Origin of the sequence: Rhodopseudomonas sp. P2A-2r (assembly GCF_026015985.1) — a bacterium.
Classification (GTDB): Bacteria; Pseudomonadota; Alphaproteobacteria; order Rhizobiales; family Xanthobacteraceae; genus Tardiphaga.
In genome coordinates this window covers 26,187-50,389 of record NZ_CP110389.1, presented here as the reverse complement: position 1 = coordinate 50,389, position 24,203 = coordinate 26,187, and the positions used below count along the sequence as shown (strand labels likewise).

Annotated in this window: 19 protein-coding genes and 1 pseudogene; 11 read left to right on the top strand and 9 right to left on the bottom strand. The window is 64.4% G+C overall.

All coding sequences use genetic code 11. The features are described 5' to 3' along the window. Nucleotides 1-94: 94 nt before the first annotated feature. Entirely contained in the window at nucleotides 95-1,651 is a 1,557-nt protein-coding gene (locus tag ONR75_RS00210) for an AAA family ATPase (RefSeq protein WP_265080872.1), read from the top strand. Between the two features lie 7 nt (nucleotides 1,652-1,658). Here ONR75_RS00210 and ONR75_RS00205 read toward each other — a convergent pair whose 3' ends face one another. After that, nucleotides 1,659-3,260, bottom strand: coding sequence for a CHAD domain-containing protein (locus tag ONR75_RS00205; protein WP_265080871.1), 1,602 nt, complete (start codon nucleotides 3,258-3,260; stop codon nucleotides 1,659-1,661). Between the two features lie 296 nt (nucleotides 3,261-3,556). Here ONR75_RS00205 and ONR75_RS00200 point away from each other — a divergent pair, with 296 nt between their 5' ends. Next, a complete protein-coding gene (locus ONR75_RS00200; RefSeq protein WP_265080870.1) occupies nucleotides 3,557-3,880 on the top strand; it encodes a c-type cytochrome in 324 nt (107 codons plus the stop codon). 17 nt (nucleotides 3,881-3,897) lie between these two features. Here the strand turns inward: ONR75_RS00200 and ONR75_RS00195 are convergent, their stop codons facing one another. The 3 genes and pseudogenes from ONR75_RS00195 to ONR75_RS00185 all read right to left on the bottom strand — a co-directional run bounded on the left by ONR75_RS00195 (nucleotide 3,898) and on the right by ONR75_RS00185 (nucleotide 6,925). Further along, entirely contained in the window at nucleotides 3,898-5,004 is a 1,107-nt protein-coding gene (locus tag ONR75_RS00195; protein ID WP_265080869.1) for an ABC-type transport auxiliary lipoprotein family protein, read from the bottom strand. A gap of 3 nt (nucleotides 5,005-5,007) precedes the next feature. Beyond that, nucleotides 5,008-5,787 carry an ABC transporter ATP-binding protein gene (locus ONR75_RS00190; RefSeq protein ID WP_265080868.1) on the bottom strand — a complete coding sequence of 260 codons (780 nt, stop codon included), beginning with the start codon at nucleotides 5,785-5,787 and terminating at the stop codon, nucleotides 5,008-5,010. 2 nt (nucleotides 5,788-5,789) lie between these two features. Further along, nucleotides 5,790-6,925, bottom strand: a pseudogene (locus ONR75_RS00185) (MlaE family lipid ABC transporter permease subunit). Nucleotides 6,926-7,316: 391 nt separating this feature from the next. Between ONR75_RS00185 and ONR75_RS00180 the strand changes: the two are divergent. Continuing rightward, entirely contained in the window at nucleotides 7,317-8,300 is a 984-nt protein-coding gene (locus ONR75_RS00180) for a zinc-dependent alcohol dehydrogenase family protein (RefSeq protein WP_265083888.1), read from the top strand. A gap of 10 nt (nucleotides 8,301-8,310) precedes the next feature. Here the strand turns inward: ONR75_RS00180 and ONR75_RS00175 are convergent, their stop codons facing one another. Both ONR75_RS00175 and ONR75_RS00170 read right to left on the bottom strand, forming a co-directional pair. Beyond that, nucleotides 8,311-10,164, bottom strand: coding sequence for a PHA/PHB synthase family protein (locus ONR75_RS00175; protein WP_265080867.1), 1,854 nt, complete (start codon nucleotides 10,162-10,164; stop codon nucleotides 8,311-8,313). Between the two features lie 20 nt (nucleotides 10,165-10,184). Further along, the gene (locus ONR75_RS00170) at nucleotides 10,185-10,550 is read right to left on the bottom strand and encodes a hypothetical protein (RefSeq protein ID WP_265080866.1); all 366 of its coding nucleotides are present in this window, start codon (nucleotides 10,548-10,550) and stop codon (nucleotides 10,185-10,187) included. A gap of 212 nt (nucleotides 10,551-10,762) precedes the next feature. On the opposite strand from ONR75_RS00170, the gene mgtA reads away from it, so the two are divergent. After that, nucleotides 10,763-13,363 (top strand): magnesium-translocating P-type ATPase, encoded by a 2,601-nt coding sequence (gene mgtA / locus ONR75_RS00165; RefSeq protein WP_265080865.1) that lies wholly within the window; start codon nucleotides 10,763-10,765, stop codon nucleotides 13,361-13,363. Here the strand turns inward: mgtA and ONR75_RS00160 are convergent. Continuing rightward, complete coding sequence (locus ONR75_RS00160; protein WP_265080864.1) at nucleotides 13,334-14,164, bottom strand: universal stress protein; 831 nt, start codon at nucleotides 14,162-14,164, stop codon at nucleotides 13,334-13,336. The two genes, mgtA and ONR75_RS00160, sit on opposite strands and share 30 nt — an antisense overlap. Before the next feature lie 207 nt (nucleotides 14,165-14,371). On the opposite strand from ONR75_RS00160, the gene ONR75_RS00155 reads away from it, so the two are divergent. The 6 genes from ONR75_RS00155 (at nucleotide 14,372) to ONR75_RS00130 (ending at nucleotide 21,167) form a co-directional block, all read left to right on the top strand. After that, on the top strand, nucleotides 14,372-15,205 hold the full coding sequence (locus tag ONR75_RS00155) for a universal stress protein (protein WP_265080863.1): 834 nt from the start codon (nucleotides 14,372-14,374) through the stop codon (nucleotides 15,203-15,205). Between the two features lie 14 nt (nucleotides 15,206-15,219). Continuing rightward, nucleotides 15,220-16,047, top strand: coding sequence for a universal stress protein (locus tag ONR75_RS00150; protein WP_265080862.1), 828 nt, complete (start codon nucleotides 15,220-15,222; stop codon nucleotides 16,045-16,047). 96 nt (nucleotides 16,048-16,143) lie between these two features. Further along, nucleotides 16,144-16,872, top strand: a complete 729-nt coding sequence (locus ONR75_RS00145; RefSeq protein WP_265080861.1) for a CBS domain-containing protein — start codon at nucleotides 16,144-16,146, stop codon at nucleotides 16,870-16,872. Nucleotides 16,873-16,905: 33 nt separating this feature from the next. Further along, nucleotides 16,906-17,310: a translational machinery protein gene (locus ONR75_RS00140; protein WP_265080860.1), complete on the top strand. Its 405-nt coding sequence runs from the start codon at nucleotides 16,906-16,908 to the stop codon at nucleotides 17,308-17,310. Nucleotides 17,311-17,507: 197 nt separating this feature from the next. Continuing rightward, nucleotides 17,508-19,919: a phosphoketolase gene (locus ONR75_RS00135; protein WP_265080859.1), complete on the top strand. Its 2,412-nt coding sequence runs from the start codon at nucleotides 17,508-17,510 to the stop codon at nucleotides 19,917-19,919. A 63-nt stretch (nucleotides 19,920-19,982) separates the two neighbouring features. Continuing rightward, nucleotides 19,983-21,167, top strand: a complete 1,185-nt coding sequence (locus ONR75_RS00130) for an acetate/propionate family kinase (protein ID WP_265080858.1) — start codon at nucleotides 19,983-19,985, stop codon at nucleotides 21,165-21,167. A gap of 93 nt (nucleotides 21,168-21,260) precedes the next feature. Here the strand turns inward: ONR75_RS00130 and ONR75_RS00125 are convergent, their stop codons facing one another. After that, a complete protein-coding gene (locus ONR75_RS00125) occupies nucleotides 21,261-21,887 on the bottom strand; it encodes a response regulator transcription factor (protein ID WP_413776416.1) in 627 nt (208 codons plus the stop codon). Nucleotides 21,888-22,423: 536 nt separating this feature from the next. On the opposite strand from ONR75_RS00125, the gene ONR75_RS00120 reads away from it, so the two are divergent. After that, nucleotides 22,424-22,924 carry a response regulator gene (locus ONR75_RS00120; protein ID WP_265080857.1) on the top strand — a complete coding sequence of 167 codons (501 nt, stop codon included), beginning with the start codon at nucleotides 22,424-22,426 and terminating at the stop codon, nucleotides 22,922-22,924. Here the strand turns inward: ONR75_RS00120 and ONR75_RS00115 are convergent. Continuing rightward, nucleotides 22,921-24,171 (bottom strand): EAL domain-containing response regulator, encoded by a 1,251-nt coding sequence (locus tag ONR75_RS00115; protein ID WP_265080856.1) that lies wholly within the window; start codon nucleotides 24,169-24,171, stop codon nucleotides 22,921-22,923. The genes ONR75_RS00120 and ONR75_RS00115 overlap by 4 nt on opposite strands. Nucleotides 24,172-24,203 lie beyond the last annotated feature (32 nt).

Below are 24,203 nucleotides of genomic sequence, written 5' to 3'. Positions count from 1 at the left end.
CCCTTGCAACAGGCTGTTGTGACTTCGCACAATGTGGATTGGATGAGCGATCTCGCCATCTTCCGTCATGCATCAACAGGAAGCCGATCACCAGATGACAGGCGCCATCGCTTCCGAGGCGGCCTCGCAGGAGCAGGTATTTTCATTCCTGGCCGATCCCGCCACCCATGGTGGCCGCGCGGTCCAGCGCATCGACACCCATGCTGCGTCGGTGTTCCTCGCCGGCGATGACGCCTTCAAGGTCAAGCGCGCGGTGCGCTACCCCTATCTGGATTTTTCGACGCTGGAAAAGCGCAAGGCAGCTCTTGAGGTCGAACTCGAGGTCAATCGCGCCTTCGCCCCGCAGATCTATACCGGCGTCGTGCCGATCATGCACCGGCCGGATGGTGCGCTGGCCATCGGCGGCGAGGGCGCGCCGGTGGAGTGGGCGCTGCGGATGCGGCGCTTCGACGAGACCCAGACGCTCGATCATCTTGCCGCAGCAGGCCTGCTCGATGCCGGCCTTGCCGCCGCCACTGCCGAGGCGATCGTGGCGTCGCACGATGCGGCCGCGATCTGCCGCGATGCCGCATGGCCGCAGTCGATTCCCGCGCTGATCGCCGGCAATACCGGCGCCTTCGTTGCCGCCGGCTGCTTCGCCGCAGATCAGGTGCAGGCACTCGATCGCGACAGCGAAGCCGCCTTCGCGCGATGCAACGTTCTGCTTGCAAGACGGCGCGACGCCGGTTTCGTCCGGCGCTGTCATGGCGACCTGCATCTGGCCAACATCGTCCGGATCGACGGCAAGCCAGTATTGTTCGACGCGCTCGAATTCGATGCGGCGATGGCCACCACCGACGTGCTCTACGATCTGGCCTTCTTGTTGATGGACCTGATCAGCTATGGGCGTGGCGCGGCCGCCAACATCATCCTGAACCGCTATCTCGCGACCACATCGCTGGATAATCTCGACGCCCTGTCGACGCTGCCGCTGTTCCTGTCGATCCGTGCGGCGATCCGGGCCAACGTGCTGCTCGCCCGGCTCGATCGCAAGGGCAGCGACAGTGCGGGCGTGAAGGCGCGCGCCGAGATCTATTTCACGCTCGCCCGCCGGATGATCGCGCCGGCAAAGCCGCGGCTGATTGCGGTCGGCGGACTGTCCGGCACGGGGAAATCAGTGCTCGCGCGCGAGCTGGCGCCTGACATTGCGCCACTGCCGGGCGCCGTCTTGCTGCGCTCCGATGTGTTGCGCAAGCAGCAATTCACGATGCGGGAGACCGATCGCCTGCCGGGCGAGGCCTATCGGCCCGAGATCACCGCGAAGGTCTACGACACCCTCGCCGAACACGCCGGCCGCGTTCTGGCGGCCGGCCATTCTGTGGTCGTCGACGCGGTGTTCGCGCGGCCCTCCGAGCGTGCGGCGATCGCCGCGGTTGCCCGCGGTGCCAGCGTTGCCTTCACAGGCCTGTTCCTGGAGGCCGATACGGCGATCCGTGCCGCGCGTGTCGTAAGTCGTCGCAACGACGCTTCCGACGCGACCGCGGAGATCGCGCGGCAACAGGACGCCTACGATCTCGGCGCGATGGACTGGATTCCGATCGATGCGTCCGGGACGCCGGAGCAGACGCTGGCGCGAAGCAGGGCAACACTGTCGGACGACAAGACGTCGTAACGGAGCGCTAGTCGTTTTCGTCGTCGACCCAGAATTTATCGGTACGGGCAAAGGCGCGATAGGCCTTGATCGAGGTCTTCAACAGCGCCTCCGCCTCTGACTGGCCGTCGCGCGCCAACAGTTGCCTGACCAGCGATCTCGCCGGCGGCGCACGCCGGGTACGGCGGGCTTTTTCCGCAGCGGCATCCAGCATTTCCTTCCAGCCCGCCTGATCGTTCAACTCGCCGAGCGCGGTCTGCAGGCGTTCCAGTGCGACGAGCGAACGGTCGATCGACGGCGCATTGCGCTTGCCGTCAAATATTCCGCGGGTCAGTTCGGTGGCGTAGCGCATGCGCTTGGCGCGCAGCCGTAGCTTGTGTCGCTGCGCTGGATCCAGCTCATCCAGATGCCGACCGTTGCGCATCTTTCGCTTCTGCCGCGTCAGTTCTTCCGCCACCACGGCGCTCGCTTTGCTGTCGGCGTACACGTCGTTGATGCAGCTGCCGTCGGCCCATTCCACGGCGCGCAGCGCAAAGGCGCGAAAGCGGTCGGATGTCAGCGCCGTTTTTACGCGTCGATACGCCATCGCACGTTGTCGCGCGAATGTCCGATGCAGTTCCGCGACGCTTTTGCGTCTGGGATGGGCTTTCATCAGCGGCCGCACCGCCTCGGCCAGGAACACGTCGAACTCCCGCGCCTTGCCGAGCTCGCCACCGATCCATTTCAACTCGCGCGCGACGATGGCGGGTTCGTCTGCGGAGAGGACTTCGGAAAATACCCGGATCGCCGCATCGAGCCGGCGCGCGGCAACGCGCATGGCATGCAATGCATCCGCATCGCCCGCACATACGCCGGCCCGATTGGCCAGCAGTTGGGAGAGGCAGGCGCCAAACACCGTCGTCACCGCTTCCGCCGCACTCATGGTCGGGGTCAAGGCGATGGCAGACGCCTTGATGGCGACGATCTTGTCGCCGTTCAGCAGTTGATAGCCGGCTTGAGCCGGGGATCTGACCGAGATGTCGGCCGGGACGATAGCCTGGATCTGTCTAGCGACGTCGAACAAGGCGGCGCGACGACCGCGCGTCAGTTCGAGGACCACGGCATGAAATGGCACGACGCTGTCGCCGGCGTTGATCCGGCCACTGTCGAGGGAAACCTTGACGCCGCCGAGGCGACAGCTCCGGCGCGTGGTCTCGGTGGTGAAGACGGATTGCAGCGCTGTCGGCAGGCGGTCGCCGCACAGCCGGGCGATCAGGTGGTCGGGAACTGAGGGCTCGCCGGCGGACGATGTCGTGTGCTGTTCGCAGCGTTGCAGAATCCCCAGCCGTGGTGCCTCGATGGTCTGCACCAGCCCGCCGGCTTCGCCGTGCAGCCGGAATGAGAATCCGGCACGGCCGAAGGCATGGTCCCTGGTGTCGAGATAGGTCGATCTCAGGATGCCAGCCTTGCGCGATTGCGACAGGCGGTCGCGTAGCAACGGGTGACGACTCAGGCGGAGAATGTCCGCGGCAGTGACGTCGAATGTGAGTTCGGCCAAGCCGGCGATGGCCGGGCTGTCGCCGGCTGACTCAGACGCGTCGCAATCCGGATCGTTCGATGGAGACGGCGGCAATGCATGACCTTTCTCCATGGCAGGCTAACCTAGTCGACGATCCGCGGGCAGGCGGGGACTTGCTGCCCATCGAGAATTGTAGCGCGATAATACCGTCGATGAAACTCGCATTTTTGCGTGACAATTCGATTGCGACGGTCGACGCTGATGTATGATTGTTGCTCGGTCCGGATCTGCCGACGCGCCTCACGCCATCGGCGGGCAATCGGACTCAGTCTATTGATGCAAATCAATCGGCGACGGTGCTTGACTTAGTAAAGAATACTCTACGGAGAGTCGCTGCGCTCCCTGCACGTCTTGAAAGGTCCGGCTTCATGCTGCGAATGATCGTTGGTCAGATCGCCGTCGCGCTGCTGCTCCTCGCATCCGCGCAGGCTCAGGGGCCTTCGCCCGCCGTACAGCGCGGCAAGGCTTTTGCAATCAACAATTGCAGCAAGTGTCACTCCGTCGACAAGGTGACGCAAAGCCCGCTCAAGGTTGCGCCGCCGTTCCGCACCCTGCATCTGCGCTATCCGGTCGATACCCTCGCCGAAGCCTTGGCAGAAGGCATTGTCACCGGACATCCGTCGATGCCGGAGTTCAGGCTCGATCCCGACCAGATCAACGACTTCCTGTCTTATATGAAGACGCTAGAATAGATCGCGGCGGACCGCTTTTACAGCGCGTCCGCGGTCCAGGCGATCATCTCCTTGGCGATGCGGCCGAACGCGGCATCGAACGCGGCCACGGCACCGATGGGATCGACCGTGTCGAGCTTCTGGCTCTGCTGAAACAGCTTTGACGCAACGACCTTGCCGTCCTTGTCGAGAATGCGCGCCGACAGCGCGATATCGGCGGTCGGCTCATGGTCCGTGTCGATCCGGAAGCGCCGGATATCGATGGCGATCTGGTCGTCTGCGGTCACACCGTCCATCGCGCGCAGCGGCGCGTGCGCCACGTCGTAATTCTCAAAACTCTCGATCAGCTTGGCTTGCAGCAGTTTGGGAATGCTGTCGGCCCATTGCGCGTCCTCGAAGCCGGGAAAGTCCTTGGCCGGCGAAAACAGGAAGCGCTGGGTCTGCAGCATCACCACGGCGGTCGGCTCCGGAATGGCGAGCTGTCCCTTGAGGGTCTTCGTCGGTGCGGCGAAGCCCTGCGCTGCTTGCAAGTTGTAGGTGGTCTTCTTGGCGGGCGCCGCGCCGCCGCCGGTCATGCGCTCGAGCCCGGTGACGATGCCGTCGAGTTTTCCGGTGTTGCGCGCCAGCCCCTCGGAGAACACCTGCAGATTGCCGATGGTTTTCTTCAGCGGATCCGCATTGTCGGCCAGCACGCCGTCGACGCGCTGCAGCGCGTCGCGCGCGGCCTGGGTCATGCTGCGTGTGGCGCCCGGATCGGCGATCAGGGTCGGCACCGGCCCGGTATTGCCGAGCATCTTGCCGCCTTCCAGCGCGACGACGGGAACGCCGGTCAGACCCTGGAAATCCAGCCCGACCCGGGTATCGGGTCGCACCGGCGTGGTGGTGGCCACCGAGATGGTGGCGTTGACGCGGCGCGGATCGTCCGTTGCCAGACCCAGTTCGGTGACCTCGCCGACACGGATGCCGTTGAACAGCACGCCGGCACCCACCAGCAGGCCGGGCACCGAGCCCTCGAACTGCACATGATAGGTGGTGCGCGCGCCGAGGCCGCCGGTGTTGTGCAGCCAATAGACGAAGCCGAACACGGCGACGATGGCCGCCAGCACGAATGCTCCGACGATGACGAAGGGGGCGCGTGTTTCCATGGCTCAGCTCGCTCTTGGTTGCAGCATCTGGGATCGCTTGCCGTGGAAATAGGCTCGCACCCAGGGATGTTCGGATCGCATCAGTTCGGGCAACGGCCCGATGGCAACGATCTTGCCGTCGGCCAGCGCGGCGACGCGGTCGCACACGGTATTCAGGCTGGCGAGATCATGGGTGACCATGAACACCGTCAGGCCCAGCGTCTTCTGCAGCGTCTTGATCAGCGTATCGAAATCGCCGGCAGCGATGGGATCGAGGCCGGAGGTCGGTTCGTCGAGAAACACGATCGCTGGGTCGAGCGCCAGCGCGCGCGCCAGCGCCACGCGCTTGGTCATGCCGCCGGACAGCTCCGATGGAAACTTGTCGCCATCCTCCGGTTTCAGTCCGACCATTTCCAGCTTGGCGTTGGCGATGTCGTCCATCAGCGAGGCGGACAATGTCAGGTTCTCACGCAGCGGAAACTGCACGTTCTGCCGCGCCGTGAGCGAGGAGAACAGCGCGCCCTGCTGGAACAGGATCCCCCAGCGGCCGGCGCTCTTCTGGGTGATGCGGTCGTTGACCCCACCGATCGGAACGCCCATCACCTCGATCTCGCCGCTGCGGCGCGGGATAAGGCCAATAATTGTCCGCAGCAACACCGACTTGCCGCCGCCGGAGGCGCCGACGAGGCCGAGGATTTCGCCGCGCCGGACGTCCAACGACAGGTGATCGATCACCACATGCTTGCCGAAGCCGACCACGAGGTCGCGAACCCGGATCGCGAAGGGGACTGCTGTCTCGGTCATCTTCACATTCCGATCGAAGCGAAGAACACCGCGAACAGCCCGTCGAGCACGATGACCAGGAAGATCGATTTCACCACCGAGGTGGTGGTCTGCTTGCCCAGGGATTCCGCGCTGCCCTTGACCCGCAGGCCTTCGCTGCAGGCAATGATGCCGATCACCAGCGCCATGAATGGCGCCTTGATCATGCCGACCTCGAAATGGGTGACGGTGACCGCGTCATGCAACCGGGCAATAAAGATGGCCGGACTCATGCCGCCGTAGAACCAGGCGGTCAGGCCGCCGCCGTACAATGCGGCGATCGACCCGATGAAGGTCAGGATCGGCAGCGCGCAGACCAGCGCCAGAATGCGCGGCAGGATCAGCACATCGACGGGATCGAGTCCCATGGTCGACAGGGCATCGATCTCCTCGCGCATCTTCATGGAGCCGAGTTCGGCCGTATAGGCGCTGCCGGAGCGGCCTGCGACCATGATGGCGACGATCAGCACGCCGAGTTCGCGCAGAACCAGGATGCCGACCATGTCGACCACATAGGAATCGGCGCCGAACCTGCGGAAATGAAAGATGCCCTGTTGGGCGATGATGGCACCGATGAGGAAGGTAATGAGCACGACGATGGGGATTGCCTGCCAGCCGACCCGGTAAAGCTGGTACACAAAGGATGTGAGCCGGAGCGAGCGCGGCCTGGCGACGATACGCAGCAATGCCATGCAGAGCGAGCCGAGCATCTGCAGGAAGATCGAGATGTCCTCGGTCGCGCCGAGCGCGGAACGGCCGAGCTCGTCCAGTTTGGTGACGACCATGCCGCGCGGCGCCGATGGCTTGGGAGCGTGGCGGTTGACCTGGCGGACTTCCTCGATCAGTCCGGCATAATCGGGCGACACGTTGACGATTTCGGCACGGTGACCGGCAAGTGGGACGCGCCGGGCAAGTTTCTCAAGCAGCCAGGCGCCGATCGTGTCGATCTCCCGGACACCGGCCAGATCCATCGTCACGCGGGCGGCGCGATCGATCTGGGGGCCACGGCTGCTGCCAGCGTTTCCAGTGCTTCAGCATGGACTGCCGTCCACGCGCCGCTTGGACGCAGTTCCAGCGCGGCGTCCGTCGCCGTGGCAGTTAGCAGAGGGGCAGTGGACACGACGACCGTCCTTTTGCGATTCGGCTCCAGGGGGAAGCCGGGCTGTGCGAATGCTTGACTGTTGAGGAAGCGTGCACTCTGCGCACGCGAACCGTTTTGACGCACGTCAATGGGTGCCCGAACGGCTGGCGTACCGTCGCTATGGTTCGAAGGCAGCTCGATGCTTCCATCAAGGGGACCGGCCCTGTTGAGTCCGGGAGCCACCTTGGTCCGGTCGATGACCTCACTTGTGCGATCCTCGTTTGGCGACGAGCGGTTGATAGTGGGGAAGTATGTTTCGATCAGGGCAGGCTGCGGCATCCCGACATCGCAGGTGGCGCCGGTTGGATATCTTTGATGCAGGCCGCATTCTGGTTCGTCCGGATGCAGGCCATAACGCACGGTAGGCATGATGCGAGCAATGGTATTGTCGGGTCCGGGTGCTCAACTCCGTATGCAGGAGCGCGCCGACCCGCTTCCCGGTGCGGGACAGATTCGCGTCAAGGTCAGCGCCTGCGGCGTCTGCCGCACCGATCTGCATGTGTTCGATGGCGAATTGCCCGATATCAGATATCCGATCGTGCCGGGCCATGAGATCGTCGGCCGGGTCGATCTCGTTGGCGCCGAGGTCACCACGCATCGGATCGGCGATCGGGTCGGCATTCCTTGGCTGGGCAGCACCTGCGGCGTATGCCGGTTCTGCCGCGAGGGCATGGAGAACCTCTGCGACAACCCGACCTTCACCGGCTACACCCGCGATGGCGGCTTTGCCACGCACACCATTGCCGATGCGCGCTTTGCCTTTGCCCTTGGCGAGCACGGCGACGACGTGGCGATGGCGCCGCTGTTGTGCGCAGGCCTGATCGGCTGGCGCTCGCTGGTCATGACCGGCGACGCGCCGCGACTCGGCATCTACGGCTTTGGCGCCGCGGGGCACATCATCGCCCAGGTGGCGATATGGCAGGGCCGCTCGGTCCATGCCTTCACGCGTACCGGCGACACGGCGGCGCAGGATTTCGCGCGCCGTCTCGGCGCGGTCTGGGCAGGCGCCTCCGGCGAACTGCCCGACGCGCCGCTCGATGCCGCCATCATCTATGCGCTGGCCGGCGAGTTGGTGCCCATGGCGCTGCGCGCGGTGCGCAAGGGCGGGCGTGTGGTCTGTGCCGGAATCCACATGAGCGACATTCCGACGTTTCCTTACGACCTGCTTTGGGGCGAGCGGAAACTGTTGTCGGTTGCCAATCTGACGCGGCAGGACGGCATCGATTTCTTTGCCATCGCGGAAAAGGCGGGCATCCATGCCCAGACGACGGCCTTTCCGCTCAGCCAGGCCAACGACGTGCTCGCCAAATTGCGCGGTGGGGAGCTCCTTGGCGCCGCGGTGCTGCAGCCATAGGGGTCTGCGGTTACGGCTGGCGAACATAGTCGCCGGGCGCGTCTGGCAGGGAGCGAGCATCCGCGCCGCCGCCGCCCATGGGCGGTGGATCGCAAAGCGCGCCGGATCGCGCGGTCAGCCAGGTCGTCCATTCCGGCCACCACGATCCGTCATGATGCGGCGCCGTCTTCAGCCATTCATCCGGGCCGATATAGGACCCGTCGGCGGGCTTGAGGAGAACCTGATAGCTGTGACTGGGCTGGTCCGGCGGCGCGACGATGCCGGCATTGTGGCCGCCGCTGGTGAGCAGGTAGGTGACGTCGGCATCCACCAGGAAATGGATCTTGTAGGCTGACTTCCAGGGCGCCACGTGGTCGCGCACCGTTCCGACCACGAACATCGGCGTGTGAATGTCTGACAGCGAGATCGGCCGGCCGTCCACCAGATAGCGGCCCTCGGCGAGATCGTTGTGCAGGAACAGCTGGCGCAGATATTCCGAATGCATGCGGTAGGGCAGCCGCGTGGCGTCGGCATTCCAGGCCATCAGGTCCGACGGCGGCGCGCGTTCGCCCATCAGGTAATCGTGCACGATCTTCGACCAGATCAGGTCGTTGGAGCGCAGGATCTGGAACGCGCCGGCCATCTGCGTGGTGTCGAGCACCCCGCGCTGCCACATCATGTCCTCGAGAAAGGCCACCTGGCTTTCGTTGATGAACAATGAGAGTTCGCCGGCTTCGGTGAAGTCGGTCTGCGCCGCGAGCAGGGTGATCGATTTCAGGCGGGTATCGCCATCGCGGGCCATCGCCGCGGCGGCGATCGACAGCAGGGTGCCGCCGAGGCAGTAGCCCAGCGCGTGGATGCCGCGATCAGGCAGGATGTCGGCAATGGTCGCGACGGCGGCGTCGACGCCGAGCCGGCGGTAATCCTCCAGGCTGATGTCGCGATCCGCCGAGCCGGGATTGCGCCACGAGATCATGAACACCGTGAAGCCGGCATCCGTGAGGAATTTCACCAGCGAATTGTGCGGCGACAAATCGAGAATGTAGTATTTCATGATCCAGGCCGGCACGATCAGGATCGGCTCGGGATGCACCTTCGCGGTGGTCGGCTGGTACTGGATCAATTCAATCAGGCGATTGCGGAACACCACCTTGCCGGCTGCGGTGGCGACGGTCTTGCCGACCACGAAGGACTGATTCTCAGTGCTTTTTTCGCCGGCCAGCGCGTGGCTCCAGTCGCTGCAGAAATTCTGCCAGCCACGGACAAAATTTTCGCCTCCGGTCTCGATAGTTTTCCGCAGTACGTCGGGATTGGTGGCGGCGAAATTCGAGGGTGCCAGCACGTCGAGCAGCTGCCGCATCGAAAACTCGACAATGGCCTCGTTGGCCGGCGCCACGCCGCGCACCCCGGTCGTGGCATTGTGCCACCATTGTTCGCTGAGCAGGAAGGCCTGCGCCATCAGATTGAACGGCGGTAACTGCCAGTCCGGCCCGGCGAAGCGGCGATCCTGCGGCAGCGGCGCAATCAGCGGGGCAGGCTGGTCCTTCGATGAAGCCGCGGCTACGGCGTAGGTTGCGAGCTGCCTGCTGCGCTGCACGGCGTCCCGGGTTGTATCGAGCCGCTTGGCCGGCGCCGAAGCCAGATGCGCGGCCCAATCGAGCCATGCCATCGCCAGCGCCGTCGGCGAAAGGCCGCCGGTGAGCTGCGCCAGCATGGCGTGGAAGGCGCGATCGGCATCGTGCGGTTCATGGAGCGCCTGGTCCCCGGCGGCGGCGACCGGGTGCACAATATCAGGCACGGCGACCGGCGCGCGATGCGGAGGCGCGGGCTCTGCCACGCGCGGGAGCGGACTGCTTGAAGCCATCCGCTGCTCGACCTTGGTCATGTAGTCGTTCCCGGCCGTGCTCAGTCGTTGCGGGGGTGGTTGGTCAACTGCGCCATTGCCTGGACGACGCGCTCGCCATGGCGGAACAGGCGCTCGGCGTCGCGGCGCAGGAAGTCGAGCTGATGCTGGCTACATTCTGTCCACATGGTCTTGATATCGTTGGTGGAGTGCGCACCGGCCATCTTCGAGACGAGCTCGTTGAACAGGTGCGTTTCGGTGCGCGCGCGCTCGAACATCTCGTTGCCGGCGACCATCCATTCGTCGAGGAATACCCGCTGCGCGGTGAGCAGAATGTCGAATGTGCGCTTGCCGGCCACTGTCGAGCGCGTGACCGCGTCGGCCGCGGTTTGCTCGCCTGTTGCGATGTGCTCGGAAAGTTCTGCCATGACCGTCTCCGTGATCCAGAGGGTTCGAAAAAACAATGCCAGCGTTGCGCCGCTCCCGCGTTGCGCTGAATCAATTCAGCGGGAAGTCAGCAGTATAGCGCGGCGCCCGCGACGGGATCTTGATTCAGCTCAAGCGGGCCGGCGTCATTCCGGGGCATTCAGGTTGCTCTCGGAATCTGGCTCAATTCGTTCGACGGCGACCGGCACAGTCCATGACATTTTTCGTCAAGCACAGCTTTCCCATGCGGCGGCAGCGGCATGCCGCCAACGCTGCACCGGCCGATCTGTTCTGGCAGAAGCCGCCGGACGCCCTGCTGGCGGGCCTGCAAAGCCGGCGCGAGGGGCTGACAGCCTCGGTCGCTGCTGACCGGCTCGCGCAAGTTGGACCGAATGCCTTTCACGAACCGGTCAGGCAGCGCCTGCTGGCCAAGATCGCCAAGCGGGTGCTCAATCCGCTGATCGCCATCCTGCTGGTCGCCGCCGCCATCTCCAGCATCAGTGGCGATATCGCCAGTTTCATCATCATCGTGACGGTGATCGCCGGATCGATCGGGCTCGATATTGTTCAGGAACACCACGCCGAAGTCGCGGTGGAGACGCTGCGGCGCTCCGTTGCGGTCAAGGCCGATACCCGCCGCGACGGCAAGGTGATCGCGGTTGCCGTCGAGGATCTGGTGCCCGGCGACATCGTCGAGCTGCGCACCGGCGATCTGGTGCCGGCGGACGGCGTGGTGCTCGAAGCACACAATGCCCAGGTCAACGAATCGCTGATGACCGGCGAGGCATTTCCGTCTGCCAAGAACGACCAGTCGTCCAGCAGCGCGACGCCGAGCGATGCCGGCAATGCGCTGTTCGCGGGGACGTCGGTCGTCGGCGGCAGCGCGCTGATGCTCATCGTCGCCACCGGCCCGAACACCCGCTTCGGCGCCATCGCCGCGGCGCTGTCGTCGAACGAGCCGCCCACCGCGCTGGAACGCGGCGTGCACAATCTCGGCCTGCTGATCCTGAAGCTGACCATCTTCCTGACGCTGTTCGTGCTGTTCGCGCATCTGGTGGCCGGGCGGCCGCCGGTCGAGTCGTTCCTGTTCGCGGTGGCGCTGGCGGTTGGCCTAACGCCTGAACTGCTGCCTATGGTGATGACGGTGACCCTGGCGCGCGGCGCGCTGCGCATGGCGCGGAAGCAGGTGGTGGTGAAGCGGCTGTCGGCGATCCACGATCTCGGCGCCATGGACGTGCTGTGCGTCGACAAGACCGGTACCCTGACCCAGGCAAAGATCACGCTGGTCGATCACATCGGCACCGACGGTCGCGGCAGCGATCGCGTGCTGACGCTGGCATACCTCAATTGCAAGTTCTCGACCGGTATTCGCAGTCCGCTCGACGATGCCGTGTTGTCGCATGCCGACTTGCCGGCGGTCACCGAATGGACCCGGCACGGCGAGGTGCCGTTCGATTTCGAACGACGTTGCGTCTCGGTGCTGGCGAGCTATCGGGATAAGCCATTCCTCATCATCAAGGGCGCGCCGGAAGCGATCCTGTTGCGCGCCACGGCGATGGAGGACGGGAGCGGAGCCGCCCGTCTGATCGACGATACGGCGCTCGCGGCGCTGCACGAGGTCGAGACGCGGCAGATTGCGGCCGGATATCGCCTGCTGGCGGTGGCCATCAAGCCGATGCCGACCGGGACCGTCGAAGCCCACCTCGCTGACGAATGCGACCTGACCTTCGTCGGCTTCTGCGTGTTCTCCGATCCGCCGAAGCAGGACGCAAACGCCGCCATTGCCATGCTCCAGCAACTCGGCATCCGGCTCAAGATCATCTCGGGGGACCATGCCGCAGTCGTGCAGCATGTCGCCGGCGCGGTCGGGCTGACCTGCGAACGGGTGCTGACGGGCGACGAAATCGCCGAGCTGACCGACACCGCGCTTGCCACCGCGGTCGACGGCGTCGACCTGTTCGCACGCGTCGCCCCGGACCAGAAGACCCGCATCATCAGGGCGCTGCAACGCCGCGGCCACGTGGTCGGCTTCCTCGGCGACGGCATCAACGACGCGTCGGCAATCCACGCCGCCCATGTCGGCCTGTCTGTGGAGGGCGCCACCGACATCGCGCGCGGCGCCGCGGACATGATCATGCTGGCGCCGGATCTCGGCGTGCTGGCCGACGGCGTGCGCGAGGGCCGCCGGACCTTCGCCAACATCCTGAAATATGTCCGCATGGGCACCAGCTCGAATTTCGGCAACATGCTGTCGATGGCGCTGGCGTCCATCGTGCTGCCGTTCCTGCCGCTGCTGCCGATGCAGATCCTGCTCAACAACTTGCTTTACGATCTGTCGGAAATAGGCATCCCGTTCGACAGCGTCGATGCCGAAGAGGTCGACAATCCGCATAGCTGGGACATGAAGAGCATCCTGCGCTTCACCATCGTGATGGGCGCGGTGTCGTCGCTGTTCGACGCCGCGACCTTCACCCTGCTGCTCAAGGTGTTCCATGCCGATGCGCCGACGTTCCAGACCGCCTGGTTCCTGGAATCCATCGCCACCCAGATCCTGGTGATCTTCCTGATCCGCTCCCGCGGCGCGTTCTGGAAAAGCCGGCCGCACTGGATTCTCGTCGCGACCTCGCTGGGCGCGCTGGCGGGCACCATCCTGATGGTGGTCAGTCCGCTACGCCATCTGTTCGGCTTCGTAGCGATCGGCGCCCAGCTCGGCTGGACCATTGTGGCAATCGTGATCGCCTATCTGGCCTGCGCCGAGGCGCTGAAGCGGTTTGCCATTCCGCGCTCAGCGCGACAGCAGCGAGCAACGCGTTGACGGGTTGACCAGTTGCCGCGTTACGCCGCCGAGCACCCATTCGCGGAATCGCGAATGACCGTAGGCGCCGGCGACGATCAGCCCGGCGCCGACATCGGCGGCGATGCTTTCAAGTTGCTTTGCGGTATGGCCGTGGTCGTTGGCGACCTGAGCGCGGGCGGTGACGCCGTGCCGCGACAGCCAGCCGACCACGTCGTCGAGTCGCGCTTGCGCCGCCGGACGCCGCGTCTCGTCGTCGATCAGTTCGGCCACCGTCACGTCCCTGGCCTTGCGTAGCAGCGGCAGCGCATCGGAGATGGCGCGCCGCGCCTCGGTCGTATCCTTCCAGGCCACCAATACGCTGCGCAGATCCAGCCACGTTCCGGCATCGGGCACCACCAGCAGCGGCCGTCCGGCCTGCATCAGGAGATCGCTGGGACTGGCCTTCTCGAAGGGATCGCCGAGCCCGCCGCCGCCATCCTGGCCGACGATAAGAATATCCGCCGCGCGCGCTTGCTGGACGATATAGCGTGCCGGGAAATCTTCCGCGCTGCGCCACTCCAGCCGGTCCGAACGGGAGTGCAGCGCCTTGCGAAACTGCGCTTCCAGCGCGGCGACGCGGTTGCTGATCTCGGCCCGACCCTGGTCGAGGAGTTCCTGCGCTTGATTGCCGTCCGTGAAGTAAAGCGGCGGGCTGAACTGCGCAGCGGTGATTCCGATAACATGGGCGTCGAAGCGTTCGGCCGTCTCCCGGGCGATTTCCAGGCAGGCGTCATTGGATCGGTCCAGTGCAAGGCCGACCATCACCGTTGCGTACGTCATCGTTGCTCCCTCATTGCGGCTGCCGTCACCGCTTTTCGCGCGCCCGGCACCGTCAACGCGCGCAGGACGCCGTGGCGTAGTCATTCTTGATAGCGAGGAATTAGGCCGAGAGGATGAGCTAGATCAAAGTATCGCAGCTGGCGACACGTCACAATATGAGCGCGGTCATGAAATCCGACCAGGTACCCCGACGAGAAGGCGTAGCTCATGCTGAAAGATATCGTCGTCCATATACCGGTTGAGCGGCCTGCGGCTCCGCTGATCGACTGCGCCCTGTCGGTGGCGACCATGTTCGGCGCCCATCTGGATGGCGTGGTCTGCACCTACCAGAGCATCAATCCGGCCATGTCGGTGGGCCCGACGGCTGCCGCCTTTGCGCTGCCCACCGAGTACAATACGGATCCGCAGCTGGCCGAGAGCCGGCTCGACAAGTTTGTGGCGGCCGCCGCACAGGCTGGCATCCCAGCCGGTCGCGGTTGCGTGTCGGACACGCCGTTCCTGGCCAATCGTGCGCTCGCCGAAATCTCGCGGCTGTACGATCTGGCCATCGTGGCGCAGGCCGATTCGGCGCAGCCAACCCATGACGGGGCGTTGCCCGAGGCCTTGCTGTTCGGCTCCGGGCGTCCGATGCTGTTGGTTCCGTATATTCATCGGGGCCCCCTGAAGACCGGCCGTGCCTTGATCTGCTGGGATGGTAGCAGCCAGGCATCGCGGGCCGTTCACGATGCGTTGCCGCTCCTCAGGCGGGCGCAGGCTGTCGATGTGGTCAGCGTCAACGGCAGCAATTCCGCTGCAGGCGAAAGTTCGGCGCCGGCGCTGATCAGCCATCTGGCGCGGCGTGGCCTATCCGCAAATCTGCAGCATGCGACCGCCGAATCGTCGAATATCCATAACGTCATCCTGTCCCTGGCGGCGGATCTCGGCAGCGATTTCCTGGTCATGGGCGGCTACGGTCATTCGCGGCTGCGTGAAATCATCCTCGGCGGCGTGACCCGTGGTATGCTGGAATCGCTCACCATCCCGGCCCTGATCTCTCACTGAATCCGGAGCGCGATGTGACCTACCGATCGCTGATGGTCTATCTCGACCCCGACCATTCCAATGAGTCGGCGTTGCGGGTCACCGCCGAACTGGCCACCCGGTTCAAGGCGCAGGTGACCGGGGTCGCCGCCGGGGTGCCTGTAATGCCGGTTCACGCCGATGGAATGATCGCCACCAGCGTGCTGGAAGTCGACTACACCCAGCTGGAAGAAGCGCTTCGCCGCTGCGAGGGCCGCTTCCATGCAGCGCTGATGCCGGTGGGCGATGCGCTGCAATGGCGCGCGGCGATTGCCGCGCCCGCCGAATACTTGGCGAGCGAAGCGCGGGCTGCCGATCTGATCATCGTCGGTCGTTCTGCAGACGAAGCCGGACCATTGCTGAACCAGTCGCTCGACATCGGTGACATCGTGATGGGCGCGGGCCGGCCGGTGCTGGTCGTGCCGCCGGGAAAAACCAGCCTCGCGCCGGACCGCGTCCTGGTGGCGTGGAAGGACACCGCCGAGGCGCGCCGCGCCATCGTCGCGTCGCTGCCGTTGCTCAGGCAGGCTGTTGACGTGACAGTCGTCGAGATTGTCGCCGGCGATAGTGATATTGCCGACGCGGCCGTTCGCCTCGCCGATGTCGCCGCCTGGCTTCAGCGTCACAACGTGACCGCAACCGCCCGCGTCGAGCTCTCGGCCGGCCCGGCCGGCAATCATCTGGACCTGCTGGCCGAACAGAACGGCGTCGATATCCTGGTGGCCGGGGCCTATGGCCATAGTCGTCTGCAGGAGTGGATCTTCGGCGGCGTCTCGCGCCATCTCCTCAAGGCGTCGTCGGTCTGCACGCTCTTGATGCATTGACCGAAAGTCCGCCGGCAATTGACCTGCGTCAAACGGCGGCGCGGGCTTTGGAATAGCATTTCACCATCGATTTTACGTCCAACCCGGAGGTCGCACATGCGCGCACATCAGATCATGACCCGGCAGGTCGTCACGATTCGGCCCGAAGCCACCATCGTCGAGGCCGCCGGCACGATGCTGCAGAAGCATATCAGCGGGCTTCCGGTGGTTGATGCCGCCGGCAAGCTGATAGGCATCGTCTCTGAGGGCGATTTCATCCGCCGCTCCGAAATTGGAACGCAGCGCAAGCGCGGTGGCTTTCTCAAGTTCCTGCTCGGCCCCGGCGCGTCCGCGGCAGAATTCGTGCACGCGCAGGGTCGCAAGGTCGGCGATGTCATGACGCGCGAGCCATTGACGGTGACCGAAGATACGCCGCTCGAGGATATCGTCCAGCTGATGGAGAAGAACCATGTCAAGCGGCTGCCGGTGATGCGCGGCGCGGACATCGTCGGCATCGTGTCGCGCGCCAACCTGCTGCAGGCGGTGGCCGATCTGGCGCGCGCGGTGCCCGATCCCACGGCCGATGACGATCACATCCGCAATCGCATCTATGCCGCGCTGGAAAAGAACGACTGGATGCCGTTCGGTCTCACCATCACGGTGCGCGACGGCATCGTTCACATCAGTGGCGTGATCACCGAGGAGCGCGCCCGAAAGGCGACGATCGTCGCCGCGGAAAACGTTCCGGGAGTCAAGGAAGTGCACGATCATCTGTGCTGGATCGAGCCGATGTCGGGCATGTATCTGAATTCCGCGGAAGACGAAGCGATCGCGAAAGCCGGCTAGGCCGGCTGCGAAAACGACACTGAGGAGCCATTCATGCAGCCGCACTATCACGCCATCATCTGGATCGACCATCGCGAAGCCAAGGTGTTTCACGTTGGGCTGTCCGGTGCCGATCAGATCGATCTGCATCCCCACCTTGAGACCCGGCACATTCACCACAAGGCCAATACGGTCGGCAGCGGCCATGTCCATGAAGACAAGGACATGATGAAGGCCGTCGCGGACGCGGTGGCGGACGCCGGCGAGATCCTGATCATCGGTCCGGCGCAGGCCAAGACCGAACTTGCCGGCTATTTGCGCGAGCATATGCCGAAGATCGGCGCCAAGATTGTCGGCGTAGAACCCGCCGATCATCCCAGCGACCGTGAAATCTTGGCCTATGCCAAGAAGCACTTCAAGATCGGCATCCTGCGCGCCGCAGCATCCGCGGGCCATTAAGCGCGCTTGCGCGGCCGGCGAAGTTGTGCCGGCCAACCCTGACATGCGGCGGTCGTGATCCGCGATCTATAAATTGCAGTGGCGGCGAGGGTCCCGAGGGACGCTCGCCGCCATGCAAGTTTATTGCACGAGCAATGCCACCATTGCGGGTCCGCGACGTTTAGTCTTCGCGGTCGACCGCGACGAAAGGTTCTCCGATGCAAGATGTCTCACGCGCCCCCGAATCGTCGCTGAGCCCCGGCGAGATGGACCTGATCGATCGCTACTGGCGCGCAGCCAACTATCTGTCGGTCGGGCAGATCTATCTGCTCGGCAATGCGCTGCTGCGCGAGCCGTTGCGGCGCGAGCACATCAAGCCGCGCCTGCTCGGCCACTGGGGCACCACGCCGGGACTTAATTTCATCTATGCCCATCTCAATCGCGCTATCCGCGCCCGCGATCTCGACATCATCTATATCTGCGGTCCCGGCCATGGCGGCCCCGGCATGGTGGCCAATACCTATCTGGAAGGCAGCTACAGCGAGATCTATCCGGATATCAGTCGCGATGCCGGCGGCATTCAAAAACTGTTTCGGCAGTTTTCCTTTCCTGGCGGCATCCCCAGCCATGCCGCGCCGGAGACCCCGGGCTCGATCCATGAAGGCGGCGAACTGGGCTATGCGCTGGTGCACGCCTATGGCGCGGCGTTCGACAATCCCGATCTGATCGTGGCCTGCGTGATCGGCGACGGCGAGGCCGAGACCGGACCGCTGGCGGCGTCGTGGCATTCCAACAAGTTCCTCAGTCCGAAGCATGATGGCGCGGTGCTGCCGATCCTGCATCTCAACGGCTACAAGATCGCCAATCCCACCGTGCTCGGGCGCATGAGCGACGACGAGATCCGCCACCTGTTTCTCGGCTTCGGCCATGAACCATTGTTCGTCGAGGGCAGCGATCCCGCGCTGATGCATCCGCAGATGGCCGATGCGCTGGGCAAGGCGTTCGACATGATTCGCGCGATCCAGCTTGCAGCGCGCGACGGCCGTGCCACCGTCGAACGGCCGAAATGGCCGATGATCGTACTGCGCAGCCCGAAAGGCTGGACCGGGCCGAAGGAAGTCGACGGCAAGCGGGTGGAAGGTTTCTGGCGCGCGCATCAGGTGCCGATCGCCGATCCGCGCAGTAATCCGCAACATCTGCAACTGCTCGAACAGTGGATGCGCAGCTACCAGCCCGATACCCTGTTCGACGAAAGCGGCCGGCTGATGCCCGAACTGCAAGCGCTGGCACCGGACGGCGCGCGCCGCATGGGCGCCAATCCGCACGCCAATGGCGGTTTGCTGAAGCGTGAGCTCAAGCTGCCGGACCTTCACGCCCACGCGGTCGATGTGCCGCAGCCGGGCGGCGTCGAGGCCGAGGCGACCCGCGTGATGGGGCAATTCCTCAAGGACGTGGTGACGCTCAACGCCGAGGCACGCAACTTCCGCATCATGGGGCCGGACGAGACCGCGTCGAACCGCCTCGACGCGGTGTTCGACGTCACCGAGCGGGTCTGGATGGAGGGCATCGAGCCTTATGACGTCCATCTCGCCCAGGACGGGCGGGTCATGGAGGTGCTCAGCGAGCACCTCTGTCAGGGCTGGCTGGAAGCCTACCTTCTCACCGGCCGCCACGGTCTGTTCTCCTGCTATGAGGCCTTCATCCACGTCGTCGATTCCATGTTCAACCAGCACGCCAAATGGCTGAAGGTGTCGCGCGAACTGCCGTGGCGTCGGCCGGTGGCCTCGCTCAACTATCTGCTGACGTCCCATGTCTGGCGCCAGGATCACAACGGCTTCAGCCACCAGGATCCCGGCTTCGTCGATCTCGTGGTCAACAAGAAGGCCGACGTGGTCCGGGTCTATTTCCCGCCGGACGCCAACACGCTGCTGTGGATCACCGACCACTGCCTGCGCACCTATGACCGCATCAACGTCATCGTCGCCGGCAAGCAGCTGGCGCCGCAGTGGCTGACCATGGCCCAGGCCATCACCCATTGCGATGCCGGCGCCGGTATCTGGTCATGGGCCGGCACCGAGGTCGAAGGCACCGAGCCCGACGTGGTCATGGCCTGCTGCGGCGACGTGCCGACGCTGGAGACGCTGGCCGCCGTCGACCTGTTGCGGCAGGCGCTGCCGGCGCTCAAGATCCGTGTCGTCAACGTGGTCGACCTGATGACGCTGCAGCCGAAGGAACAGCATCCGCATGGCTTCAGCGATCGCGATTTCGACAGCATGTTTACCCCCGATCGGCCGGTAATCTTCGCCTATCACGGCTATCCTCACCTGATTCATCGCCTGACCTACAGCCGCACCAACCACGACGGCATGCATGTGCGCGGCTTCGAGGAAGAGGGCACCACGACCACGCCGTTCGATATCGTTGTGATGAACCAGCTCGATCGCTTTCATCTCGCCATCGAGGTGATCGAGCGCGTTCCGGGGCTTGCCGTCGCCGCCGCCGAGGTCAAGCAGGGCTTCCGCGACCGCCTGATCGAGCACGGTCGCTATATCCGCGAACATGGCGAGGACATGCCCGAGATCCGCGACTGGAAATGGCCCCATGGCACGGCGGCCCATGCGGGCGATTGAAGCAAAGGCAGGAATCGCGCAGGGTTGCCTTCACAGCCCTGCAACGCAACCAGGTTTCCATTGATGTCCGACGCCATCCTGGTCCTGAACGCCGGCTCGTCGAGCATCAAGTTTGCGCTGTTTGAGGTCGCGCAGGACCGCGAACCGGTGTTGCTCTGCAAGGGCATGCTCGATGAGCACGACGCCGAGCCGCGGCTGATCGTCAAAGATACAGCCGGAGAGGTGCTCTACGAGAAGCATCGCCATGCCGCCGACAGCGACAGCGAAGTGCTGATGCTGGATACGCTGAGCTGGGTGGACACCTATCTCGCTGCCGACGATCTGCTCGCGGTCGGGCATCGCGTTGTCCATGGCGGCCAGGAATTCTCGGCGCCGGTGCAGATCGACGAACGGATTCTCGAAGCGCTGAACGAGCTGACGCCGCTGGCGCCGCTGCATCAGCCGCGCAGCCTGGCACCGGTGCGCGTCCTCATGAACCTGCGACCGGAAATGCCGCAGATCGCCTGTTTCGATACCGCCTTCCATCACAGCCTGATGCCGGAGGCACGTCGTTTCGCCATCCCGCGCAATCTGGACGAAAGCGGCATCCATCGCTACGGATTCCACGGCCTGTCCTTCGAATATGTCGCCCGGCGGCTCGGCGCCATTGCACCGGAGCTGCCCGGCAAGCGCACCGTTGTGGCGCATCTCGGCAGCGGCGCCAGCCTGTGCGCGCTGCGTAACGGCCTCAGCATCGACACCACCATGGGGCTGACGCCGCTCGACGGGCTGATGATGGGCACGCGCTGCGGCGCGCTCGATCCCGGCGTCGTGCTCTATCTGCAGCGGGTGCGCGGCATGTCGGCGGATGCGGTCGAGCGCATGCTGTACGAAGAATCCGGCCTGCTCGGCGTCTCCGGCATGTCCGCCGATATGCGGGCGCTGCTCGCCAGCGCGGATCCGCGCGCTGCCGAAGCCGTCGATCTCTTCACCTTCCGGGTGGCGCGGGACGTGGCGATGATGGCCAGCAGCCTCGCCGGCCTCGAATGCTTGGTGTTCACCGGCGGTATCGGCGAGCACTCCGCGGAGGTCCGCCAGCGCGTCTGCGACCGGCTGGGCTGGCTCGGCGTCGCGCTTGACGCGGCGGCAAATGCGCAGGCGATGCCGTGCATCAGTTCGGCGGACAGCAAGGTGATGGTGTTGATCGTTCCCACCAGCGAGGAAACGATGATCGCGCGGCACTGCCGAATGGTCCTGAACGAACGTTGAGGCGGCCGCCGCCGTTTGCCCTGGTCGCCATGATCTGACGTGCACCGAACATGCAGGCGACGTCGCTGCCAGGGCGCCGCGGGCGGCCGAATGTCAGGAGTCGTGGCTGGCGTCGAGCACGATGCGGATGAGGTCCGTCGAATTCTTGGCGCCGAGCTTCTTCATGATGTTGGCGCGGTGATCCTCGATGGTGCGCGGGCTGATGCCGAGCTGCCGGCCGGCGTCCTTGTTGGAAAGGCCGGATGAAAACAGTTCGAGCACCTCGCGCTCGCGCCGCGTCAACGGCTCGCGTCCGGGGAAATTGAGCGACAGCACCTTCGATGCACTGGGCTGCGTCCGGCGTCGGGTGAACGCGCCGATGGCGTCCTCGATACGCTGCACGATCTCGCTGCCGCGAAACGGCTTCTCGATGAAATCGAGCGCGCCGGACTTGATCGCATCCACCGCCATGGCGATGTCGCCCGATCCGGAAATGATGAAGATCGGCGCCGGATAGTCCTGGGCGCGCAACTCCTTCAGAATATCAAGCCCGGATTTGCCGGGGATATGAACGTCGAGCAGCATGCACAGCGGACTGCGACTTCGCGCGGTCGCCAGCAACGCGGCGCCATCGGCAAAGCAAATCACCTTGTAACCGGCCGCCGACAGCACGATCGACAGCGTCTCTCTGACCGCTGGATCGTCGTCGACCACATAGATTTCACCAATGGAACTATCCAAAATATCCGGGCTCCGTCGTGGCCGACACTGCGTATTTTGCAATCGGCCGTCCCGTAGTCGTACGGGGAAACAGGTTAACGCTCAAGTAGCATCGGGCTCACTATATCTCCAAGGCGAGGAGAATGAGATGCGACAGGCAATCACCAATCATAACAGAGGCGTGGCAACTCGATTTGACGGACATCAAGGTATGAGCAGTTTCGAACTCGCTGAAGGTCTCGATCATTGCGCGGGGAGGCAGAGCGAAGACTCCCCTCAGATCGCGGTTGTCAGCGACGAAGGTAACTTCTTAATTCTCGACGACACGCATCAGAGGTATTCCAGTATATCCGCCCGGAACTCCGATTCGAATGCCCATCTTGAAGGGGTACCTCCGTGTCCTGCAATCCATCGTCGGCGGGTCGCGACCAAAAGAGATCTGACAGACGCGTTGACGGGCACAGGACGTTTGCCGCGCAGGCGACCAGGACTCGCGAGCTTGGCGGTGCCTCGATGGGCATCTCCGGCTGAGCGGTCGAAACGGAGCAGGGATTCACATGCAGCGTAAACAGAAGGTCCTGGAGGCTGCCGCAGGCGCCGCCGCGGTGAAGCAGCAGTTGCACCTTCTGGTTATCGATGACGACGCCACCCAGCGCAAGCTTGTGAGCCTCGCTGCGGCCAAGGCCGGTCATGCCGTGACCTTCGCGATCTCCTGCGCCGACGCCATTGCGAGACTCGGCGAGCGGCAGTTCGATTGCGTCACGCTCGATCTCGCGCTCGGCGATGGCGATGGCCTCAAGGTGCTCAAGGCGATGAATGCGACGGGCCAGGTCGTTCCGGTCATCGTCATAAGCGGGATGGACAGGGGCCGGCGCGAGGAATCGCGTTTCATGGCGCGCGCACTGGGCATCGAGATGACGAGCCTGCCGAAGCCCGTGGATCTTGCCGCGCTTCGCGTTCTCCTGGCCAATTTGCGCTATCAGTCGCTCGGGCTGCCGATGATCCACATGTGGGGCGGCGTGGCAGTCAGCAATCTTGCCGACGACCACCGCAACTAGGTCCCGCTCAGCCGGTTGCGCGCGCCGCGGCTGCGCGATTGCCACGGCTGGCCCTGCCACCGCGCCGCCCAGTCGAAGAAGTCCTGTTCGGTCAATCCGGCGCTGATGACGAAACCCTGACCGAGGTCACAGCCCGCAGCGGCGAGCGCGTGCCATGTTTCCTCGTCCTCGATACCCTCCGCGACAACCTTCATATTGAATTCATGGCCGATGGCGACGCAGCCGCGCACGATCTTCCACATGTCGGGGTCGGTCTGGCAATTCCGGACGAAGGATCTGTCGATCTTCAGTTCGCTGAACGGCATTCGTGCCAGCGCGGACAGCGACGAATAGCCGGTGCCGAAATCGTCCATCGAAACGCCGATTCCCTTCAGCCGCAGCCGCAGGATGATATCGATGGCGCGCGCGACATCGGACATCGCCGTGCTCTCGGTCACCTCGAGCATCAGCGAACTCGGCGACATGTTTATGTCGGCGAGAAGGCCTCTGACATATTTGGGGATCGACAAATCGGTCAGCAAGGTTGCCGACAAGTTGACCGCGACAACGAAATCCGGGATCAGCTTTGTAAACGTGGAAGCCGCGGCGATTGAACGGGTCAGCACAAGTTGCGTCAGCGGCAGAATGTGGCCGGAGCGTTCGGCCAGAGGGATGAACAGTTCGGGCGAGACCATGCCTAATTCGGGGCTACGCCATCGTGCGAGCGCTTCGCAGCCGACCACCTTGCCAGTGGCGAGGTCGACCTTGGGCTGGAAAACCGGGAAGAACTCGTCGTTGGCCAGCGCGCGCGCGAGGTCGCGCTCGTCGACGGCGACCGCATGTCCATGGTCGCGGGTCGATGCAGGCCGTTGCGGTTGCACAAAAGCGAGTGTCGTGCGCAGCAGTCCGAAATCGACCGGCTTCGGAACCGATCGCACGTCCATGATGCCCGCTGCATGCGCCATTCGCACCGTCGCATTCAGGATGCGGGTATCGCAGCCGCTAATCACCACCACCTTCGGGGTGGGGCGCAGCTCGCCGATCAGACGCAGCAACTCGATACCGTCGTGTTCGCCAAGCGAAAGGTCGACGGTGATACAATCGAAGCGGCGATCGGTGATCAGCTCTGCCGCTTCGTCGAACGACACCGCCATCGTCGTTTCGTAACCAAGCCGCTGTGCGATCCTGCTGATGACGCTGCGTTGGGTGGCATCGTCGTCAACGACGAGGAGCGTTGATGCGCCCGGTTGCTCAGAATGAGTTGACATGTGTGCATCCGATTTCGCGCATACAGTTGAAT

Coding starts and splice junctions, on each gene's coding strand:
- ONR75_RS00210 (WP_265080872.1), top strand. CDS start 95: ATGACAGGCGCCATCGCTTCCGAGGCGGCCTCGCAGGAGCAGGTATTT.
- ONR75_RS00205 (WP_265080871.1), bottom strand. CDS start 3,260: ATGGAGAAAGGTCATGCATTGCCGCCGTCTCCATCGAACGATCCGGAT.
- ONR75_RS00200 (WP_265080870.1), top strand. CDS start 3,557: ATGCTGCGAATGATCGTTGGTCAGATCGCCGTCGCGCTGCTGCTCCTC.
- ONR75_RS00195 (WP_265080869.1), bottom strand. CDS start 5,004: ATGGAAACACGCGCCCCCTTCGTCATCGTCGGAGCATTCGTGCTGGCG.
- ONR75_RS00190 (WP_265080868.1), bottom strand. CDS start 5,787: ATGACCGAGACAGCAGTCCCCTTCGCGATCCGGGTTCGCGACCTCGTG.
- ONR75_RS00180 (WP_265083888.1), top strand. CDS start 7,317: ATGCGAGCAATGGTATTGTCGGGTCCGGGTGCTCAACTCCGTATGCAG.
- ONR75_RS00175 (WP_265080867.1), bottom strand. CDS start 10,164: ATGACCAAGGTCGAGCAGCGGATGGCTTCAAGCAGTCCGCTCCCGCGC.
- ONR75_RS00170 (WP_265080866.1), bottom strand. CDS start 10,550: ATGGCAGAACTTTCCGAGCACATCGCAACAGGCGAGCAAACCGCGGCC.
- mgtA (WP_265080865.1), top strand. CDS start 10,763: ATGACATTTTTCGTCAAGCACAGCTTTCCCATGCGGCGGCAGCGGCAT.
- ONR75_RS00160 (WP_265080864.1), bottom strand. CDS start 14,164: ATGACGTACGCAACGGTGATGGTCGGCCTTGCACTGGACCGATCCAAT.
- ONR75_RS00155 (WP_265080863.1), top strand. CDS start 14,372: ATGCTGAAAGATATCGTCGTCCATATACCGGTTGAGCGGCCTGCGGCT.
- ONR75_RS00145 (WP_265080861.1), top strand. CDS start 16,144: ATGCGCGCACATCAGATCATGACCCGGCAGGTCGTCACGATTCGGCCC.
- ONR75_RS00140 (WP_265080860.1), top strand. CDS start 16,906: ATGCAGCCGCACTATCACGCCATCATCTGGATCGACCATCGCGAAGCC.
- ONR75_RS00135 (WP_265080859.1), top strand. CDS start 17,508: ATGCAAGATGTCTCACGCGCCCCCGAATCGTCGCTGAGCCCCGGCGAG.
- ONR75_RS00130 (WP_265080858.1), top strand. CDS start 19,983: ATGTCCGACGCCATCCTGGTCCTGAACGCCGGCTCGTCGAGCATCAAG.
- ONR75_RS00120 (WP_265080857.1), top strand. CDS start 22,424: ATGCAGCGTAAACAGAAGGTCCTGGAGGCTGCCGCAGGCGCCGCCGCG.
- ONR75_RS00115 (WP_265080856.1), bottom strand. CDS start 24,171: ATGTCAACTCATTCTGAGCAACCGGGCGCATCAACGCTCCTCGTCGTT.